The sequence below is a fragment of the Flectobacillus sp. BAB-3569 genome, assembly GCF_002270355.1.
GTDB classification, from domain to species: domain Bacteria; phylum Bacteroidota; class Bacteroidia; order Cytophagales; family Spirosomataceae; genus Flectobacillus; species Flectobacillus roseus.
On record NZ_NJFZ01000017.1, the window covers coordinates 208,091 to 226,472 of the forward strand.

19 protein-coding genes are annotated in these 18,382 nt (G+C 37.4%); 6 read left to right on the forward strand and 13 right to left on the reverse strand.

Going from position 1 to position 18,382, the window contains the following annotated elements; translation table 11 throughout:
- Positions 1 to 183: 183 nt before the first annotated feature.
- Positions 184 to 1,029, forward strand: coding sequence for an N-acetylmuramoyl-L-alanine amidase-like domain-containing protein (locus BWI92_RS16905; RefSeq protein ID WP_176464461.1), 846 nt, complete (start codon positions 184 to 186; stop codon positions 1,027 to 1,029).
- Positions 1,030 to 1,154: 125 nt separating this feature from the next.
- On the opposite strand, the gene BWI92_RS16910 is transcribed toward BWI92_RS16905, so the two are convergent.
- The 7 genes from BWI92_RS16910 to BWI92_RS16940 all read right to left on the reverse strand — a co-directional run bounded on the left by BWI92_RS16910 (position 1,155) and on the right by BWI92_RS16940 (position 7,845).
- Positions 1,155 to 2,099 carry a universal stress protein gene (locus BWI92_RS16910; protein ID WP_095164596.1) on the reverse strand — a complete coding sequence of 315 codons (945 nt, stop codon included), beginning with the start codon at positions 2,097 to 2,099 and terminating at the stop codon, positions 1,155 to 1,157.
- 180 nt (positions 2,100 to 2,279) lie between these two features.
- Positions 2,280 to 2,711 carry a hypothetical protein gene (locus BWI92_RS16915; RefSeq protein ID WP_095164597.1) on the reverse strand — a complete coding sequence of 144 codons (432 nt, stop codon included), beginning with the start codon at positions 2,709 to 2,711 and terminating at the stop codon, positions 2,280 to 2,282.
- A 314-nt stretch (positions 2,712 to 3,025) separates the two neighbouring features.
- Positions 3,026 to 4,258 carry a sodium:proton antiporter NhaD gene (nhaD, locus tag BWI92_RS16920; RefSeq protein WP_310588921.1) on the reverse strand — a complete coding sequence of 411 codons (1,233 nt, stop codon included), beginning with the start codon at positions 4,256 to 4,258 and terminating at the stop codon, positions 3,026 to 3,028.
- 36 nt (positions 4,259 to 4,294) lie between these two features.
- The gene (locus BWI92_RS16925; protein ID WP_095164598.1) at positions 4,295 to 4,546 is read right to left on the reverse strand and encodes a hypothetical protein; all 252 of its coding nucleotides are present in this window, start codon (positions 4,544 to 4,546) and stop codon (positions 4,295 to 4,297) included.
- Positions 4,547 to 4,694: 148 nt separating this feature from the next.
- Complete coding sequence (locus BWI92_RS16930) at positions 4,695 to 6,101, reverse strand: aldehyde dehydrogenase family protein (RefSeq protein WP_095164600.1); 1,407 nt, start codon at positions 6,099 to 6,101, stop codon at positions 4,695 to 4,697.
- A 111-nt stretch (positions 6,102 to 6,212) separates the two neighbouring features.
- A complete protein-coding gene (locus tag BWI92_RS16935; RefSeq protein ID WP_095164602.1) occupies positions 6,213 to 7,409 on the reverse strand; it encodes an MFS transporter in 1,197 nt (398 codons plus the stop codon).
- Positions 7,410 to 7,449: 40 nt separating this feature from the next.
- Positions 7,450 to 7,845 carry a carboxypeptidase-like regulatory domain-containing protein gene (locus tag BWI92_RS16940; protein WP_176464462.1) on the reverse strand — a complete coding sequence of 132 codons (396 nt, stop codon included), beginning with the start codon at positions 7,843 to 7,845 and terminating at the stop codon, positions 7,450 to 7,452.
- A gap of 268 nt (positions 7,846 to 8,113) precedes the next feature.
- On the opposite strand from BWI92_RS16940, the gene BWI92_RS16945 reads away from it, so the two are divergent.
- The 3 genes from BWI92_RS16945 (at position 8,114) to BWI92_RS16955 (ending at position 10,455) form a co-directional block, all read left to right on the forward strand.
- Positions 8,114 to 8,695 (forward strand): TetR/AcrR family transcriptional regulator, encoded by a 582-nt coding sequence (locus BWI92_RS16945; RefSeq protein ID WP_095164606.1) that lies wholly within the window; start codon positions 8,114 to 8,116, stop codon positions 8,693 to 8,695.
- 327 nt (positions 8,696 to 9,022) lie between these two features.
- Entirely contained in the window at positions 9,023 to 9,553 is a 531-nt protein-coding gene (gene mog, locus BWI92_RS16950; RefSeq protein ID WP_095164608.1) for a molybdopterin adenylyltransferase, read from the forward strand.
- 119 nt (positions 9,554 to 9,672) lie between these two features.
- Positions 9,673 to 10,455 carry a response regulator transcription factor gene (locus BWI92_RS16955; protein WP_095164610.1) on the forward strand — a complete coding sequence of 261 codons (783 nt, stop codon included), beginning with the start codon at positions 9,673 to 9,675 and terminating at the stop codon, positions 10,453 to 10,455.
- Positions 10,456 to 10,523: 68 nt separating this feature from the next.
- On the opposite strand, the gene BWI92_RS16960 is transcribed toward BWI92_RS16955, so the two are convergent.
- The 3 genes from BWI92_RS16960 to BWI92_RS27765 form a co-directional block, all read right to left on the reverse strand.
- Positions 10,524 to 11,606, reverse strand: coding sequence for a helix-turn-helix transcriptional regulator (locus BWI92_RS16960; RefSeq protein WP_095164612.1), 1,083 nt, complete (start codon positions 11,604 to 11,606; stop codon positions 10,524 to 10,526).
- Positions 11,607 to 11,743: 137 nt separating this feature from the next.
- Entirely contained in the window at positions 11,744 to 12,982 is a 1,239-nt protein-coding gene (locus BWI92_RS16965; RefSeq protein WP_217903428.1) for a S8 family serine peptidase, read from the reverse strand.
- Positions 12,952 to 13,365: a S8 family serine peptidase gene (locus BWI92_RS27765; protein ID WP_217903429.1), complete on the reverse strand. Its 414-nt coding sequence runs from the start codon at positions 13,363 to 13,365 to the stop codon at positions 12,952 to 12,954. Before BWI92_RS27765 ends, BWI92_RS16965 begins: the two co-directional genes overlap by 31 nt.
- 340 nt (positions 13,366 to 13,705) lie before the next feature.
- On the opposite strand from BWI92_RS27765, the gene BWI92_RS16970 reads away from it, so the two are divergent.
- Positions 13,706 to 14,965 carry a nitrate/nitrite transporter gene (locus BWI92_RS16970; protein WP_095164614.1) on the forward strand — a complete coding sequence of 420 codons (1,260 nt, stop codon included), beginning with the start codon at positions 13,706 to 13,708 and terminating at the stop codon, positions 14,963 to 14,965.
- A 214-nt stretch (positions 14,966 to 15,179) separates the two neighbouring features.
- A complete protein-coding gene (locus tag BWI92_RS16975) occupies positions 15,180 to 16,325 on the forward strand; it encodes a MalY/PatB family protein (RefSeq protein ID WP_176464463.1) in 1,146 nt (381 codons plus the stop codon).
- Between the two features lie 119 nt (positions 16,326 to 16,444).
- Here BWI92_RS16975 and BWI92_RS16980 read toward each other — a convergent pair whose 3' ends face one another.
- From BWI92_RS16980 to BWI92_RS16990, 3 genes are all read right to left on the reverse strand, one after another.
- Positions 16,445 to 17,167, reverse strand: a complete 723-nt coding sequence (locus BWI92_RS16980; RefSeq protein ID WP_095164618.1) for a sulfite exporter TauE/SafE family protein — start codon at positions 17,165 to 17,167, stop codon at positions 16,445 to 16,447.
- 188 nt (positions 17,168 to 17,355) lie between these two features.
- Positions 17,356 to 17,805, reverse strand: a complete 450-nt coding sequence (locus BWI92_RS16985; RefSeq protein ID WP_205749709.1) for a FixH family protein — start codon at positions 17,803 to 17,805, stop codon at positions 17,356 to 17,358.
- A 124-nt stretch (positions 17,806 to 17,929) separates the two neighbouring features.
- Entirely contained in the window at positions 17,930 to 18,382 is a 453-nt protein-coding gene (locus tag BWI92_RS16990) for a hypothetical protein (RefSeq protein WP_095164621.1), read from the reverse strand.

Genomic DNA, 18,382 nt, shown 5'->3' on the forward strand with positions numbered 1-18,382 from the left:
ATATACTTGAAAATTGTCAACAAATTAATTACAAACTATAATCCATTAATAACTAGAGCATTACACCATAATCAGTTAAATCTAGATTCTGTAACAATTCTAATTAGACAGGATACATTTTAAATAAGAAGTTTGAATATTGCGTTATCAATAAAAGAACGTAATTATTTTAATACTACTACCGTGTCAATATTTCATAAAGCATATCAAAATAAAGGGTTTAAAGCACTGACTTTAAACCTTTTGTTTTGTGGGATTAGTTGGGCAGGAATCGCCCAAGAATCAGACCAGCGTATTTTTGAAGCTACTATTCAAAAAAAGTATAATTCAGAACAAGGTCAAAGGGTGATTGAAATTGCTCAGACATTTTTGGGCAAACCCTATGTAGCTCATACCTTAGAAGGGAAAAAAGAAAATTTAGTCGTAAATCTGAGAGAGTTTGATTGCTCTACCTTCGTGGAATCCGTGCTAGCAATTGCTATGTGTAAGAATAATTCATTTGATGACTTTACCCATAACCTCGAAACGTTACGCTATCGTTATGGGCACGTCAACGGGTTTGGCTCAAGATTACATTATTTTACAGATTGGCTGAAGGAAAACGAAAGAAAAGGTCTCATCAAAGACCAAACACAAGCTTGCGCTGGAAAACCCTACAAGAAAAGCGTGTCGTTTATGACCTCTCATTTGCCGCTTTATCCTCAACTCGAAGATTATCGAGCGCTTGAGGCGGTGAAAATGGCAGAAATAGAATTGATGCGTAAAAGTTTCTTCTATATCCCTAAAGCTGAAGTGGCCAAGAAAGAGTCATGTATTCAAAATGGTGATATTATTGCTATCACAACCTCAAAAAGTGGCTTGGATATTTCGCATCAGGGATTTGCGATTGTTGTCAATGGGCGCGTACATTTATTACATGCCTCTCAAGATTTAAAAGAGGTTATTATTTCACAAGAACCACTGGCTGAATATTTAGCCAAACACGCGAGTCAAACAGGCATTATGATTTCAAGATTAGTAAAGAAATAAAATAAAAACCTCAATCAGGTAAGTGAGAGATAAAAGCATCTATCATATTATCTGATTGAGGTTTTGCTATTGACAAAATTTGATTGAATATGTTTCAAATCATTTCTTTTTGTCTGGCTCAACGATTAGAGCACTGTACCTGAAAATGGATATCCGTATCCAAGATTTTCCAAAATTTCTTCTGGAGTAGCTTCACTTTCTTTGATTTTAATCGAAATATCAGGGCTTACCGACAACACTGGTATTCTTGAGTGATTTACCACTTGTTGAGAATAACTTCCTGCCAAGTATTTAGCAAAAGACGTAGTAGTAGAAGTTGTCATTACAATAAGGTTTACACCCTCAGTATTAGACATTTCTAGCACTTTTCCTGCTAAATTTTCCCCAGCGTAATTTGACAACTTAAACTGCTTGTTTTGACTTGTCAAAAACTGAGTAAACTGCCCTACAAATTCCTCTACCTTTGCTTTATCATCTGGCTTTTCGTGATCATTCAATCCCACTAATAACCATTCAGGATTATCTGAAGGAGACAGTAGTGCTTCTGTGATAGGATATTTGTCCAAAGCACCCAAAACCGAACGAATCGGGAATAATACTTTGTGGATTCCTTCCCAGTGATAATGTGTCGGAATAGTTAAAACTGGGCATTTCGCACGTTTTACAACACTGTAAGCATTGGTTCCCAAAAGGTCATCCAAGCTTGTTTCAGTACCGTGGCTTCCCATCACCAACAAATCTGCTTCAATTTCCTCTGCTGTTTGCACAATCAAAGGAGTTACCTCACCGTGCTTCACTACGCTTTCTACCTCCCAATATCCTTTACCTTTGAAACGGTCATATAGTTTTTCTAAACGATGTTCATGTTCTTTATCAATACTATCTGAGGTAATATCAAAAATTAAGCTACCATCTTGAGCAAACATCAATATTCCTGGCTCAATAATATGTAGAAGGTAAAGTTTAGCCTGATGTTGTGCGGCAATTTGAATTGCAGCTTTTAATGCATTTTCTGAGGTTAGGCTGAAATCAATAGGTACTAAGATTTTTTCGATTCGCATACGTTCCATAGCACATAAGGGATTTAATTCAAATACTAATTACAAAATACTAACGAAATGAAATTACAAAAAATACAATCTGAAATAATTAAAGTTCTATTAAAAAAAATTAGAAGATTTTAAGAAAAAAAACGCCCTCCTGTAAGCTATACAGGAGGGCGTTAAAACATCTATAAACGTAAAGAAAATCTATCTTCTTCTTTTTCTTTTAGATTTAGTTACAATTTTTTTGCTAGCTGCTGATTTGTACTGAGACTCTAATTCCGAAATACGAGCCTTGGTAGCTTCAACTTGTTCTCTGTTTGACTTGTCCAAAACCTCATAACTAGCTGAAAGTTGGTTATAGTCAGTCAACAAACGATTGTAGCGTTCCGACAAGCTTTCCATGGTTTCTTTACCATCTTCTTGACATTTAACGTAATCTTCTGTTTTCTTTTTAAACTGACTCTCAAGACTAAAGCGAAAACTACTAAGTTCTACATTTTCTTCTCTTTCCTTCTTCAAAGTATTTTCTAATTGAGCAGCTTGTTGTTGCAAAGCAACTAATTGTTTCGATTCGGTACAAGATGTGAGTGCCAAAGCAATAGCACCGATTGAAAGATATTTTATAGAATTATTCATAATCACTTAGAGTTATGCGTTTAATACTGGATTATAGTTGAAAAAAGGGAATACGTCCAATTCGAATCCCTAACCTTAGCAAACCAAATAAATAAAATAAGGTTCTACAAATTTACAATAATGTATTGTGATAACCTCAATTTGCCGATTTTTTGGTACTGAATCCGAAAAAACACCAAAATTTAAAAAATATTCGTGTTAAAAGTACCACACTTTACAAGAATTAACATTTTGTTATCAATTTTTTCGTTCAAATCACACTTTTTCTGCTTAGTGAGTAAATGAGTACAGCGCCAAATAAACAGCAGCACCTGCTACATAACCCAACAAGGCAACAAAGGATATTTTTTGAAATACCACATGAAGTCGATTTTTTCCATACCCATTACTGCCACACCAGCCGCCGAACCAATAATCAGCATACTACCTCCTGTTCCTGCACAATAAGCCATAAATTCCCAAAGTTTGGAGTCGGTTGGAAATGCCTGAAGGTCGTACATACCCATAGAGGCAGCTACAAGAGGAACGTTATCAATAACAGCCGAAGCAATACCAATAATGAATACAATCAAATCTTGATTACCCAAAGTATGATTCATCCACTCTGCAAAATGATGGAGTTGCTCGGTACTTTCCAAAGCAGCAATTGCTACCAAAATACCCAGAAAAAATAAAATACTAGGGGTATCTATTTTTCTTAATGCATGTACTGCCGAATACTTCGACTTCGTTTCTTCATCTTTATCCTTGTGAATTAACTCAGATACCAACCAAACAGCTCCTAAACCCATGAGCATACCCATGTAAGGAGGTAAGTGCGTTACCGTTTTGAATACTGGAACAAACAACAACGCGCCCAAACCTACTGCAAACATCAAATTTCGTTCGGCATTAGGCAAGGCCATCGTGTTTTCAAGTTTGGCAGAAAACACATTTCCTTTTGGCTTTAAAGTAAAATGAAGATATATCAATGGAACTATAAGCGACACCATACTTGGAAGTAATAATTGGGTAATTACCCCCATAGCCGAAACTTGCTTCCCAATCCAAAGCATGGTGGTTGTGACATCGCCTAATGGAGACCATGCTCCACCTGCATTAGCTGCTATTACAACTAAACCAACCATTATTTTTCGGGTTTCACTCGATACCAAGATTTTTCTCAACAATGAAACCATCACGATTGCAGTTGTTAAATTATCCAAAACTGCTGACATAAAAAATGTTAGAAGTGCGACAAGCCACATTAAAGTTTTGACATCTTGAGTTTTAATTTTTTGGGTAATAATTGCGAAGCCATCATGAGCATCTACGAGTTCAACGATGGTCATGGCTCCTAACAGGAAAAAAACAATTTCGGCAATATCGCCAAGGTGATGCGACAATTGTTCTGACACGATATGAACATCGGAAGCATTGAGGGCATAAACAGCCCAGCACAAAACACCTGTAAGCAAGGCCGTAGCAGTTTTATTAATATGGATATTGTGTTCGAGTGTAATTGCTAAATAGCCAATCACAAAAATGAGAATCATCAATGTGGTCATTATACGTTAGTTTTGTTGAATAAAAATTGTAGGATATTAATGAGAGGTTGCTTCCTGTGAATTCTGAATGGATACATTAAAATGCTCCTGAAGTCGACTTTTCTGGGAAATAATAGAATCGTTCAATACTTTATCATGCACTAATTGTTGCGAACATGGATTACTTGATAGAATAAAGAAAATATTGACAATAACAGATAAAAGCAGAAAGGCACTCAACACAATTACACGAAAAGGTGTTCTTTGTGGTGCAGCTTTCGTCATTTTGGTAATCAGTTTGAGTTGCATACAATGTTATTTTTTGAATAATTATGTTTTACAAAACAACTCAACAAGCCTCAACAACTCATGAAGAATTCCTTAGAATTTCATTAAATCGTTGAAAATAAACATTTTTAAACAAAAATGGCGTAAGCTATTCCACTTACGCCATTTCCTATGATTTAATCCAACCCGTACCAAAAGGTTTGTGGGTATTGATAATAAACGTTTTCTTTCTAAAGAATTTTTTATAATTCGAAAAGGTGCCTTCAAATTCTAAAGTTTCTGGTGTCATTTGTGGATGTTGCCCTACTTGCAAAACCTCCTCTAACGCAATATCATTAATCGACAAATAGGGGATTGAAAGTTTATCACCCAATGCGATTGCTTCATTGGCTGTTTTAGAGAAAATAGCCCCCGAGTGTGCCTGTGTGATTCCATTTACCCACTCGCAAATTTCTTCTGTATCTTGGTAAGACATCACTGGCAAAATAGGCGCAAGCGTTTCTTCATTCAGAATTTTCATGCTTGGCTTTACATTGGTAATGATGGTTGGTCGACAGTAATAGCCTCCCTCCCATTTTTCACATTGTCCTATACCTGTCAATAATTTTGCACCATTTTCGAGGGCTTCCCACAGTTGACCGTTAATGATATTGATTTGTGGTTCAGCAATGATAGGACCGATTTGTCCAGATTCAGTAGTTGGGTATGCCAAACGTATAAGGTTAGCTTTTCCGACTAATCTTGATAAAAATAAATGATAGACATTACGGTGAACATACACTCTTTCAATTGACGAAGAAGATTGTCCTGCGTTCCAAAAACCACCTAGTAAAATGGCAGAGGAGGCATTTTCTAAATCGGCTGTTTCGGTAACAATAACCGTATTTTTCAAACCATGTTGGATAGAGGAGGGCTTGAATAGTTTATGCGCAATATCAGACACTTGTCTTGCTTCGGCAGCCGTACCATTATAACAAACAAAATCTGCATTGGAACACAATGGCTCCAAAATATCGTCTGTACCTTCTACAAGAGAAAGTACTTCTCTGAGTCCTCTGGTACGATGAATAGTGTGATTAAGCGTTCTGACAAATCTTGGAGTTACACAACTTGGCTTAGCAATTACGGCACTACCTGCCAATAAAGCAGGTATGATTTCTTTCATTAGATGTGCAAAAGGGAAGCACCAACCACTAATGACGCCCACCAAAGGAAAAGGCTCATAGTGATTTTGGAGTTTTAGCACAGGAATAGAAGTAGACAAACTCTCTGGCTCGCGCAGAATCTTCTTGGCAATCTCACACCAACTATCAATGGCACGAAGCACATAATTGAGCTCTTTTTCAGATTCAGTCTTTCGACCGGTATCATCTATTAAGGATTCCAGTAAATCCGTAGAATAATCTTCAATTAATGTATGCCATTGTTGAAGTACCCTTACTCGCTGTTCGATTCCTTTGGCCATCCAACCGGGTTGAGAAGCCCTCAATGAAATCGTCCTTGAACGCACACCGTTTGCATCTACAGGTTGAATCGAAAAATCAAATTTGCCAGTTCTGGGGTTTCTTATTTCCATAAAATTACTATGCTAAAAATTGGGCTTCTGGACAAAACTAAGCGGTTGCTTCGTCACAGTCTTCTGACAAAATTAACTATTTAGATTTTCCTCTTGAGAAAATCTATGAAATTAAACTTTCTTTTTTCTCGAAAAAACAACCAACCCTACAGCGATAATACACAAAGCTAACATGACTTCAAAAGAAGTATTGTACGAATCCGTAGACGCACGAAGCTGTCCGATAGTTCTGATGCCAATGCTTCCAGCCAATGTGTCAATCATCGTAAAGACCCCTAAAATTAGGCCATACGATTTGCCAGCATAGTGCTCAGCAATGAGAAGTTGTATCATCGTAAAAGCTCCCGAGTAGCCTACGCCCAACACAATGGCTGCCATGGTCAGCCATGAAACATGCGTCAAACAAGTTTTTAAAAGCAATATGCCCAAGCCCAACACGACAATCGACCCAAGCATTGCATCATTTTTCCGAATTTTGTCACTGACAAATCCAAATACGATTTTTCCAATGATACTACAAAAGAAAAATGACGAAGCGAAACTTGCCGTTTGCGATGGTGTTAGTTGAAGGTCGGATAAAAATAAATCCTTATTGAATAAAATACCATTTATGCAAAACCACAATGCTCCAGTAGCAATCAGTAAGGTATAAAATGTTGGTTGGCGCAGTGCTTGAGATAAGGTAAAATCCTTAGTAGAATTTTTCTGAGGCATTACTTCACCCTGAAATTCCTCTTCCTCAGGACGATTTTTTAAGAGCAACTGTGCCAAAATAATAATGCCAACCACAGGAATACCCACATACGTCACTGCGGTACGCCACCCTCCAGAGGCTAAAAAGTAGCCCGCAGGTTTGCTCAATATGGTGGCACCAAAACTAGAAGCATTCAAAAACAACCCTAAGGCAATACCTCTATGTTTATCGAACCAGCGACTAATCAAATATACACTCGGAATTACTCCTCCTAGACTTAACGCTACTCCAAAGAACACGTAGTACCATTTTAACTGTTCAAAAGTATTAATGAAGGCCAATGATACAAATAATACAGACATTATACTGGCTGCGACACCGAGTATAATTCTAGGAGCAAATCTATCCAATAACCACCCACAAAAAGGCGAACAAAAGGCCAATACCAGATACATGTTACTCGGAGCCTGTGTAATGACACCTTTGGTAAGGGCTAGTTCCTGAGAGATACTTGGGTAAAACAGCGGTAATGTATAAATACCAAATCCGTTTGAACCGATATACATCAAAGACAAACCCAATAAAACCCACCACCCACGATAGAATTTGTTCATTCCTGTAAAAAACTTAAATCAATTAATATTTTTTTCAAAATTAGTCCATCACTTTGGCATAAAAAGTAGGCAAATCTTTACGTTTTGGCAACATTTTTGAATTATGGAAGCCTACAGAGCGTAAACCGTTTGAATCTTCGTTCGATGATGTCAATAAAATTGTTAAATTTTGAGAATTTGTATTTAACTTAATTTTTAATGGCTCATAGTCCTCGATTTCAACCACCAAAATGTTTGAACTATTTTCGGTACGAAGGCTGAATTTTCCTTTGATATCCGAAAGTGTCGCACGTTCGGTACCACCTTTAACGGTAATATTTACCCCTTGAATTGGTTGTTGGGTATCTCCGTCTAAAATACGACCTGTTAAGATTTTTTGACCAAAACCAGAACTCGCAAGACAAAGGAATGAAAATAGTAGTAGGAGTTTTTTCATAAGACTAAATATTTTGAAACTTATTGTAAAATTAACAGTCATTAAGGCGAAAGTAGCCAATTTAGAAAGAATAATTCGAATCCATTGTATATATAACTTACTTTGTTGGATGAGCCAAAGCCTAGTTTGGGTCTTCTCTCGCTCAACAAATGTCTATTAATCAACTGTTTTACAAATAGTTGATTCTTTCAAACCAGCACTACGCCAATTTAAGACAGAAATTAACATTTGTGGGACATTTTGAAAAATAAGCGCGAACTCAGTAACAATGACAAACATTACCAAAGAATTTGATAAAAAAGAAGCTATTTTGAACGCAACCCTTGAGCTAATATCTAAGCATGGTTTTCATAGCTCCCCTATGTCTGAAGTGGCCAAGCAGGCCAATGTAGCAGCAGGGACCATTTACCACTATTTTAAGAGTAAAGATGAATTAATTTGTGCGTTGTACGTAAGTTTGAAAGAAAGAACGACCACCCAACTACTCAAAAACGATGATGCTTCCAAAAATTACAGGGATAGGATTCGGGCGTTTTACCTTCAAAATTTTCATTACTTTACCAAAAACCCTAAAGAATTTTACTTCTTGGAGCAGTTTTCTAACTCTCCTTTTTTACAACAAATTCCTAAAACAGATTTAACTAAACTAGAACAGCCTATATACGACTTTTTACGAAAAGCAGTTTTTACGCAAGCAGTTAGAGATATCCCTCCCAAAATTATGATTTCGTTCGTGATGGGAAGCGTTGGCTCTCTGATCAAATTACAGCTATCAGGAGAATTCCAACTGACAAGCTCAGACCTAGAGCTAGCCTTTTTTACTTGTTGGGATGGTATCAAAAAGCAATAATAAAAAGTCCTCCGTTCAAATAATTGGACGGAGGACTTTTTAGTTTGATAGGCTATTTCAGAGCATGCTTGCAGCTTCTTACAAAATTTAAAACTCAAGACATATCGTCTAATGATTCTTATTAAACTTTTTCATTGCAAAATATAAACCTAAAAGAATCAGACCGAAAAACACAAATGTCATGATTTTTTCCAAGCCATCTGGTAACTTTGATTGCAGATATAACATATTTCTGGTTGTTGAATGTAAAGGAAATTGTATGCATCAAAAATACATAAGCCAGCTTCAATAACCATACATTATCTTTTAAAACATTACTTTATACTCATGGAACCAATCAAAATTGGCGTAATCAATGTTTCAGACCGTGCAAGTGCAGGTATTTATGAAGATATTCCAGGAAAAGCCGTTGTCGAAACATTAAAAGAATATCTGGTTTCTGAATTTGAAACTGTTTACAAGGTCATTCCTGACGAACAAGACCTTATTTCAGAAACGTTAAAATATATGTCAGATACTGAAGGTTGTTGCTTAATTGTAACGACTGGCGGTACAGGACCTGCCAAAAGAGATGTAACTCCAGAGGCAACCGAGGCTGTTTGTGAAAAAATGATGCCGGGTTTTGGCGAACTAATGCGTACTGAAAGTCTAAAATATGTTCCTACGGCTATTCTTTCCAGACAAACAGCTGGAATCAGAGGTAAATCGCTCATTATCAACTTACCTGGCAAACCAAAGGCTATCCGCCAATGCTTAGATGCCGTATTCCCCGCAGTTCCTTATTGCATAGATTTGATAGAGGGTCCTTTTTTGGTATGTAATCAGGAGGTCATGAAAGAATTTAGACCTAAGTCATAAACCAAATGAATCCGTATTTAAGATAAATTATACCGCAAATGTGGTATTTTTACTGATAAGGTTGCGAGGTATATTTGCATATATCGATACCAACTATCGATATATACAACTTTCACACCATGAAAAGTACAACCTTTACCCTAAATACCACGCAAATTAATAGTTTTTGGCAACCCACTCTGGAGAGTTCTGAAGCCTCGAAGGGAAGTTATTTTAATTTGAATAATGCATTGCTTAATGAGGTACTCAAAATTCAACAACTGGGACTAGTCATTTGGAGTCCAGATAGCAATGAGTACGGCTTACTATTGGGGGAATTACAAAAAGTTTGCGGATGGTCAAATGAACTTCTCAAAAAAATGGGTCCAGAGAATTTTCTTTCCCATTTGGTTTCGTCAAGCTTCACAGGTTTGTGTTTGCTCATGAAGCATATGAATACCTATCTTACGAGTATTCCCGAAAATCAACTTCATGATTTCAGAGCAATTTATGATTATGAACTCGTAGGTAACGATGGTCATATCAGGCGAATATGTCAGGAAAATAGCATTTTAACACTCGATAAAAATAGCAAAGTACAATATTTTCTCTCATGTATTTCCAATATAAGCAATGTCAAAAGAGATGGCAAACAACATCTCTTTTTGACTGGCTCTTCAAAGGAAATGCTTATCGAGATAGATCAGCTTACCAATGTTTGTACGGAGCTTCAACTCCTTACCACACGAGAACTTGAAATAGCTAGATTTATGGGTAAAGGGCTACAAAGTGAGGAAATCTCGGAGCTTTTAAATATTGCGCTGACCACAGTGTATAAACATCGTCAGAATATTCTTCAAAAATTAAAAATGCAAGACACTAGTGAGGCTTTGCATTTATTAAAAACACTCAAAATGATATAAAAATAGCCCAACCGTTTGGCCGAGCTATTTTCGATTTTTTTGAAAAATCTTTATATCCTTACTTTGTTCTAAATTCTTCCTAATTCAGTTTTCAAATCCTCAACTAAATCCTTTATACGTTCTAAGGAAGGTTGTGGTTCAGGCATTTGGTAACTGACAAAAGCCAAGCACTCCCAAATTTCTTGAATATCTTTCAGGCTCACTTCTTTACTCGAAATATTAGCTTTGTCTGAACTCAACAATAAAGTTCCTTTAATTTTTGCCTGACTGTAGACACGTCGGTATAAAATACCGTTTTGAGAAGAAACAATGATGTAATGCTGACCGTCCTTTATGTCTGACCAATCTTTGATTTGACTTCCGATAATAATCGAGTTGTCCAACACAAAATCATCTCCTGACTCAAATGCACGGCAATTATTTGAGTGTATATTAGGCAAAAGCATACTAGGTAGCGCCCCAATAAACTCCTGTCGTTGACAATTCGCAGCATAATCTTTTCCAGCCTGTTTGGTAACCAGTCGAATAGCTCCAGCCAAAGTAGGTGATTTGGGCGACTCTGGATGGGTGTTTGTTCGTGGAACAGGTATTGAAACAGATGGGGCAATAGAATTGACAAACTGCTTGTCCCCTTCTACTGAGTGATATTTTTTCGGAACAACTCTCTGTGAAACCAAATTTACTTGGTTTTCAGTACGATAATATTTTTCGACTACCTGTTGAATCGGCAATGATGGAATAACAACCTGAGACTCGGTGGGCGGTACCGTAGGACTACCTTGATAAAAACTCTGAATAGGATTAACGGAGGAAGTACTTGTCGGAAAGGTGTTGGCAATAAGTGCACCAATCGAACTTGGCTCAGAGTCATTGGGAGGAGCAGCCGTTTTGTAGGGATTTGTAGCACCCGACGACATACCAGCAATACCTGGCGTATCTCTAATTTTGCGAATATCGGTCTTGATGAGAGCATCAACCGAAGTACCAAATACCTGAGCAATCATTTTGAGATTTTCCAAATTTGGATTGGCACGAGCCTCCTCGTAAGCACCCAATAAAGAACGCTTAATTCCTATTCGACGAGCAAATTGCTCCTGAGTAAGACCGTTGAGTCTACGAAGATATTTGATATTGTTACTTACAATCGACATGATTTTTTCCTTTCTGCACGAATAAGCCGTTTCCTTGAGATAAATACTTTTGATGGAAATTTACGATATTATTCGAAAAAATTCCAGTAATTGCCCTTTTATCCCTTAAAAAACGTGTGATTTAGCTAAAGCTCATTCTAAGGCTGATGACCATCTTCCAGCAAACGAATAGCATTATAAGCGTTTACTACGCCACCGGTAATGGATAGTTTACTAAACTCAACCAAATCGCTTGTACCGGGCTGAGTTACTTTGGTATGAGGCATTTTTGTTGCCGATTGTAGGATTACTTTCTTGATTTGTTTTGAAGAAAGTTCAGGATAATAACTCTTAATCACGGCGGCCAAACCAGTTACCACTGGCGCAGCCATACTCGTACCACTCAAATCTTCATATTTAGAACCTACCACTGTCGATTTGAGATCAACACCTGGTGCAAAGACATCTACGGTTTTTCCTCCATAATTAGAAAACTCTGCGATAGCACTTGGCGGTTGAAGCCAGCTAGTAGCTCCTACTTCAATCCAGTTTTCTGCAATTTTTCCATCCAAATATCTTTTTGAAGGAAAATTATCATTTATATCTATATTTTCATTTTCGTTACCCGCCGCATGAATCAATAAAACATCTTTTGATTCTGCATAACGTACAGCCTCGTCCACAGCGGATTTTTGGGGAGAAAAGGGCTTTCCAAAACTCATATTGATAATTTTGGCGCCATTGTCCACCGCATATCTAATAGCATTAGCAACGTCTTTGTCTCGCTCATCGCCTTCAGGTATAGCACGCAAAATCATCAATTTCACATCGCTTGCAACCCCCAAAATGCCCAAGGCATTACGACGGTTGGCGGCAATAATTCCTGCCACGTGTGTACCATGACGAGCATCAGGGCCTTTTACTTCGTTGTTTCCGTAATTTCTATCAGCAATATTATTTACATCATCACCAATAATTTCTTGACGAGCATTATAATTCATATTGACGCCAAACTTCATTTGTGCATCATAATAATCAAAACCTTCCTTGAGTGATGCCTCGTCTTGTCCAACCTTAGCGAGTACCTCGTACATTCTTTTGGCTGCCTTCACCTCTTCTGGCGCTGTAACGCCAATTCTGGTTAGTTCAGCATTTCCTACTTGATCTGAAGCGGTATAATCCAAAATAATTTTTTTGGCCTCCACAAACTTATTGTAGAGCTTTATGACAAATGCACCCTGCTCATTAAGTTCTTTTATTTTATCGTCGTATTTAAGTTTTACTTTTTTGTAAATATCATATTCCGCTTTTTGTTTGGACGAAAGACCTGCAATATCTCTATCTCGAAAACTCCCATACTTTGCTTTTAAGCGCACATACTCACGCGTGAGCTCCATATTCTCACGTTCAAGATCCTGACCTTTAGCATTTCCCAAAAATCCCATCCATTTACATCATCGACAAATCCATTGTGGTCATCATCTATTCCGTTATTAGGAATCTCGTTGGGATTGACCCAAATATTGTCTTTCAAATCCTCGTGATTAGTATCTACCCCAGAATCGATAATAGCAACTATAACGGTTTTAGATTTCTTTTTATTGAGAATTTCACGGTAGGCACGCTCTGTACTTATTCCCAGCACACCATCTTGCTGAAAATCCAAATTAAACCAGTTATCGGGAGCTTTATTGAAAGAGTTATCGAGGTACTGCGCAGATGCAGAACCTATTATTGAAAAGAAAATAGCAGCAGTTAAGGCAATCTTAGATTTAATCATAAACTAGTACTTAATGGAGTCTGTGATGCACTACTTAAAAACGGCTTAGTAAGGTTGGATAACGAATTTCTAAGGTCGAGAGAAGTATTTTATCAAACGTCGCAAACAGCTCCCACACAAATACGAACACGGTGTTTGTGTTTTGACGATAACAAACAGCTAGAAGTGCTCAAAATAAGTAGGGTAGTTTTATGCAAAACTAAGAAAATATATCCGATTCTCAAGATTTTGAAGGTTCTGTATTAAATAAATCGAGCAATCGGCATTTCAGGAACTTGAAGATACCATTTTTTGTATTTAATGTATATACAATAAATTTCAACATGCTCAATTTGTGCCCATGAAACATCTTTTACAGCATTGGTGGATTCAACGATATTACCCTTTCCTCATTTGTTTTGCAGGTTTGTTGATTTTGGTAGTAATCAATGGTCTTACATCAACTACCATTTCAGTATTCGATAGAGTGTTGTTGGATGAATTTCAATGGTCGCGTTCGGAGTTAAAATTGAGAGATTCGATACCCAATGCCACGGCCTTCGCTTTGATATTTTTTTCAGGGTTATTGATAGATAAATTTCGGGTAAGAAGATTACTATTGGTAGGAAGTTTAATCCTAAGTATAGCATTATATTCTTACAGTCTGATTCATACGAAATTCGAAGCTTATTTTATTCACTTTTTATTTGGTGTTGCATACACTCTTTCGGGGTCTGTGTCGGCGATTATTCTGGTTTCTAGTTGGTTTCATAAACACAAAGGCTTGGCGCTTGGTATTACCTTGGCAGGAACGAGTCTGGGCAGTTTTGTATTTCCAAACCTTATTCATCATTGGTTAGAACTGTGGGGCTGGAGAAGTACCTTCCAACATTTGGCCATTTTTCCCCTCATATTATTTGCTTTTATTTTTCTATTTATCAAAAGTTCCCCTTCCGAACTCAATCTTAAAGCATTTGGTAGTGAAGACGCATCTGATTCCGCTGGAGGCAATTTAGCAGAACCTTTAGCCGAAGGTTTAAGCTTTGAGCAAGCCTTACAAACACCCACTTTTTGGCTGATATGCCTTTGTGGCTTTCTTACTTTTTACGGTTTGTTAGGAGTGGTCGCCAATCTGTTCTTGCATATTACTGATTTAGGTTTTACCGCCAAAGATGCCACTTTTGCCTTGACCTTATACTTTGGGGTAGCCTTCGGAGGAAAACTCCTGATCACTTCTGTATCAGATTATTTTAATACTTACCGCGTTTTTACGCTTTGTTGTACGTTGATGACCGTTTCGGTGCTAGGATTTACCACCATGGAAAAAGACCTAGTTTACTGGGCCACCGCAGGAATGGCGTTGAGTTGGGGCGGTATCTATTCGATGTATAATGTATTAACAATTAGAACATTTGGCTTAAAATCGGCAGGAAAAATCAATGGCACTATCAATATGTTTGAGTCTGCTGGCGCATTTTGTGGACCGATTTTTACAGGATTCATCTTCGATAAAACTCACTCCTATCAGTTAGCTTTCTTAATTATCACTTGTATGATGGGTTTTGCCACATTGCTTTCTTTTTTATTTTCTGCTAAAAAACAATCAACTTCCCAAGCTTAGATTACAGTGTTTTCAAAATAAAATCAAGATAGTCTAAACCAGTTTTTTATCTTTGTTACTCATTTAAAAACTGAAGGTATAAGCTTTAGGCATTAGGCAAAAAAGTCTAAATTACTTCTTGAGAAATACTTTTAACTATTGCATATAGCCTAGAGCTTAAAGCGGGTAAAATTATTTTTATTTTGCCCATTACCTTAACAATCCAAAGACTATTATGTTCAATTTTGACGAAATCATCAACCGACACAACACTGACTCTACCAAATGGGATTTTAATAACGACCCCGAAAATGTGATTCCTATGCCTGTGGCAGACATGGACTTCCGTTGTCCAGAGCCTATCATTCAGGCGATGCTTGAGGTGGCAGAACACGGAGTAATGGGTTATTCTTTTGTACCAAAAGAGTTAAAAAGCTTGTTTACTCAACGTATGAAAGACCTCTACGATTGGGAGATTCAAGAAGAATGGCAAGTGTGGATTCCGGGCTTAGTGCCGGGCATCACGACAAGCTATAAAGCGGTGGGACAATCGGGGGATGAAGTCATGACAACAATTCCTGTATATGGTCCGTTTCATTTGGCACCAAATTGGGCAGATAGAAAATTAGTCACCGTCCCATTGCTACTCGAAGGCGAACGCTGGGTTATGGACTTTGAGGCTATCGAAAAAGCGATGACTCCTAGAACAAAGGTCTTTATGCTTTGTAATCCATATAACCCAGGAGGTACAGTATTTACGCCAGCAGAACTTACCAAATTGGTAGAAATATGCCAAAGACACAACGTCGTGATTTGTTCTGATGAAATTCACTGTGACTTAATTTTGGATGAAAATCTTCGTCATACTCCGACAGCCAGTTTGAGTCCTGAGGCTGCACAAATGACCATTACTTTGATGGCACCAAGTAAGACCTTCAATATTGCAGGCTTGGGTTGTTCGGTAGCGATTATTCCTAACAAAGAACTAAGAGATAAGTTTATTTTTGCCAAAGCAGGTGTTTTTCCAGAACTCAATCGCTTTGGTATTCGTGCAGCTTATGCTGCGTACAAAGATTGTGAGCCATGGCGTAAAGAACTTGTCAAGTATCTAAAAACCAATCATGATATTTTGCACACCGCCATGAATGCCATTCCGGGCTTAAAAATGAACAAGTTAGAAGCTACCTACTTAGCTTGGGTAGATGCAAGAGAAACAGGCATTGAGAATTTAGCAGAGCACCTACTCAAACATGGTATCCGTGTAGTAGATGGACCTGTTTTTAAGGGACAAGGATTCTTTAGAGTAAATTTTGGCTGTACAAGAGCCACTTTAGAGGAAGGAATAAAGCGAATTCAAGAGGCGTTTGCTTCAGTAAATTAGTCGAACGATTGCTGATTTGTTTTTTTGATTTCGGAAATAGATACTTATTGATTTTTCTAAAATAAAGAGATTTAGTGGTTGTGTAATATTAAAGGGTTACACGCCACTGAATCTCTTTATTATTTATTCATACTTTGCCCGTGGCAAATGGGTATTTCTTTCGAATCAGGATTTTTGTCAAAATGTGGGCTCAGATATGGAATACCCAGATTTAATCCTCGCACCACAAAAAATATGGCAAGCACAAAGGTATAAATAGGAACAATTTTCTGAAATTTTAACCGAAAAGTCCCTTTCAGCAAATGTGGTAAATAACTCACCAAAAGTAAGGCGGGAACTGTGCCTAGTCCGTACATTAACATATAAAGACTACCTTGAAATGGCGTAGATGTTGCCGCAGCACCAGCCAAGGCAATATACAATATTCCACAAGGCAGATAGCCATTTAGCAACCCTAACGTTCCAAAACCTACCAACGATTTCTGCTGAATTACTTTTGAGGCCGTTTTTTTCAATTTCCCCCACAAACCCTGCATTGCTGATATACCCAAATTATGCTGGAAAAACACTAAGGTCAACATCATCAAACCTATCGCTATGGATAACCACTGTTGCATACCTGCCCAGCGAACACCCCAACCAAAATACCCAAAAACATATCCTAAACTCATGTAGGCAGATAACCTTCCGACATGATAACTCATTCGTGCCATAAATGCCTTGAGCGGACTCATTCCCCCTATAGGTAAAGCAACAGCAATTGGGCCGCACATACCGACACAATGCAAACTTCCCACAAAGCCTGTAATTAATGCGACCGAAAATAAAGTTGATGACAACATGCGTGTGAGTGATGAATTAGGAGTGATGAATTATGGGTTGTGAATTGTGAATGTAAAATATTGATCAAATTTTATTTTGAGCAATTACTCCCATATTTAATATATATAACTTTCAATATATGGCAAATGCAATACATTGGCTATTCGTATTCTACTACCTTCGCACTAATCAGCCAACAGCAATTACCTTACTTTATTACGACCTCGTCTTCTAAATAATATTCCTCACGACCATCCGTCCATGTCGTTTGGATTTTCCAAAGTCCTTTTTTGAGATTCGTTGTAGGAATGGTCACCAACGAATTACTTTGGGCTAAAACAGGCACCGAAAAATCGAGATTTTTATCAGATGGTCTGAAAAAAGTCACCTCCCCTTTTTTGACCGATGTCGGCAAGGCGATTCGAATGATTTGATCTGGAACTGAATAAGTCATTGATGATTTTTGCTTTAATAGTGAAGTATGTTGTATTCTTTCTATCTGTTTTTGATATACTTCTTCTTGTTGATAATAATTATCTGCCACAAGGTCAACTCTTTGTGAAATCATTCGGTAAACCATTGTGCCTATAAATCCAGCAAAAACTACAAAGGACAGTACAATTGCGCCACCCCAATTAATTGTATTAGAACGTGTCATAACTCGTGAGTTTATATCAGAAAATCAAAAAGGGTAATTATGAACCTTTTGATTCAAAATTACCCTCTGAAATAGCTAGAAATAATGACAATTGTTAGCTTTTAAAATGAGTTTTCCTCAAAACTTACTTCTTTATTACCTTCAACTTCAAATCTCCCAAATGTTTCTTATTCACTATCAGCAACAAAAATGGACGCATCGTAAAAGTGAGCTTTTTGCCCCATTTTTCTTCATAAGTTAAGAGCAATTTTTTAGGTGCTGTTTTTGTCAAACTTATTGTTTTGTAGTTCAAGTCAATATCAGAAGCTTTTTGAAAAATAGCAATCACGAACTCCTTCTTAAAATCAATGTTTGTTGGAGCGCCTTTGGGTCCCATAACCGTTGCCATTCCAAATATTTCTGAAAACTTCATTGCATCTGTAATGATAGGATTGGCAAGTTGATCCTCAGTTACGGTATTATTAATAAAGTAATTATCGCCAATGCGGTAAGGAACCTTTTTGGTTTGGGCAATCGCTCCAAACGCCGACAGTAATACAACAAAAAGAGATACAAGTAATTGAATTTTGTTTTTCAT

Excerpts from the sequence above, each read along its gene's own strand:
- BWI92_RS16915 (WP_095164597.1), bottom strand. The coding sequence starts at position 2,711 with ATGAATAATTCTATAAAATATCTTTCAATCGGTGCTATTGCTTTGGCA.
- BWI92_RS16910 (WP_095164596.1), bottom strand. The coding sequence starts at position 2,099 with ATGGAACGTATGCGAATCGAAAAAATCTTAGTACCTATTGATTTCAGC.
- mog (WP_095164608.1), top strand. The coding sequence starts at position 9,023 with ATGGAACCAATCAAAATTGGCGTAATCAATGTTTCAGACCGTGCAAGT.
- BWI92_RS16975 (WP_176464463.1), top strand. The coding sequence starts at position 15,180 with ATGTTCAATTTTGACGAAATCATCAACCGACACAACACTGACTCTACC.
- BWI92_RS16940 (WP_176464462.1), bottom strand. The coding sequence starts at position 7,845 with ATGAAAAAACTCCTACTACTATTTTCATTCCTTTGTCTTGCGAGTTCT.
- BWI92_RS16990 (WP_095164621.1), bottom strand. The coding sequence starts at position 18,382 with ATGAAAAACAAAATTCAATTACTTGTATCTCTTTTTGTTGTATTACTG.
- BWI92_RS16970 (WP_095164614.1), top strand. The coding sequence starts at position 13,706 with ATGAAACATCTTTTACAGCATTGGTGGATTCAACGATATTACCCTTTC.
- BWI92_RS16960 (WP_095164612.1), bottom strand. The coding sequence starts at position 11,606 with ATGTCGATTGTAAGTAACAATATCAAATATCTTCGTAGACTCAACGGT.
- BWI92_RS16965 (WP_217903428.1), bottom strand. The coding sequence starts at position 12,982 with ATGGAGCTCACGCGTGAGTATGTGCGCTTAAAAGCAAAGTATGGGAGT.
- BWI92_RS16925 (WP_095164598.1), bottom strand. The coding sequence starts at position 4,546 with ATGCAACTCAAACTGATTACCAAAATGACGAAAGCTGCACCACAAAGA.
- BWI92_RS16980 (WP_095164618.1), bottom strand. The coding sequence starts at position 17,167 with ATGTTGTCATCAACTTTATTTTCGGTCGCATTAATTACAGGCTTTGTG.
- BWI92_RS27765 (WP_217903429.1), bottom strand. The coding sequence starts at position 13,365 with ATGATTAAATCTAAGATTGCCTTAACTGCTGCTATTTTCTTTTCAATA.
- BWI92_RS16985 (WP_205749709.1), bottom strand. The coding sequence starts at position 17,805 with ATGACACGTTCTAATACAATTAATTGGGGTGGCGCAATTGTACTGTCC.
- BWI92_RS16930 (WP_095164600.1), bottom strand. The coding sequence starts at position 6,101 with ATGGAAATAAGAAACCCCAGAACTGGCAAATTTGATTTTTCGATTCAA.
- BWI92_RS16935 (WP_095164602.1), bottom strand. The coding sequence starts at position 7,409 with ATGAACAAATTCTATCGTGGGTGGTGGGTTTTATTGGGTTTGTCTTTG.
- BWI92_RS16955 (WP_095164610.1), top strand. The coding sequence starts at position 9,673 with ATGAAAAGTACAACCTTTACCCTAAATACCACGCAAATTAATAGTTTT.
- nhaD (WP_310588921.1), bottom strand. The coding sequence starts at position 4,258 with ATGACCACATTGATGATTCTCATTTTTGTGATTGGCTATTTAGCAATT.
- BWI92_RS16945 (WP_095164606.1), top strand. The coding sequence starts at position 8,114 with ATGACAAACATTACCAAAGAATTTGATAAAAAAGAAGCTATTTTGAAC.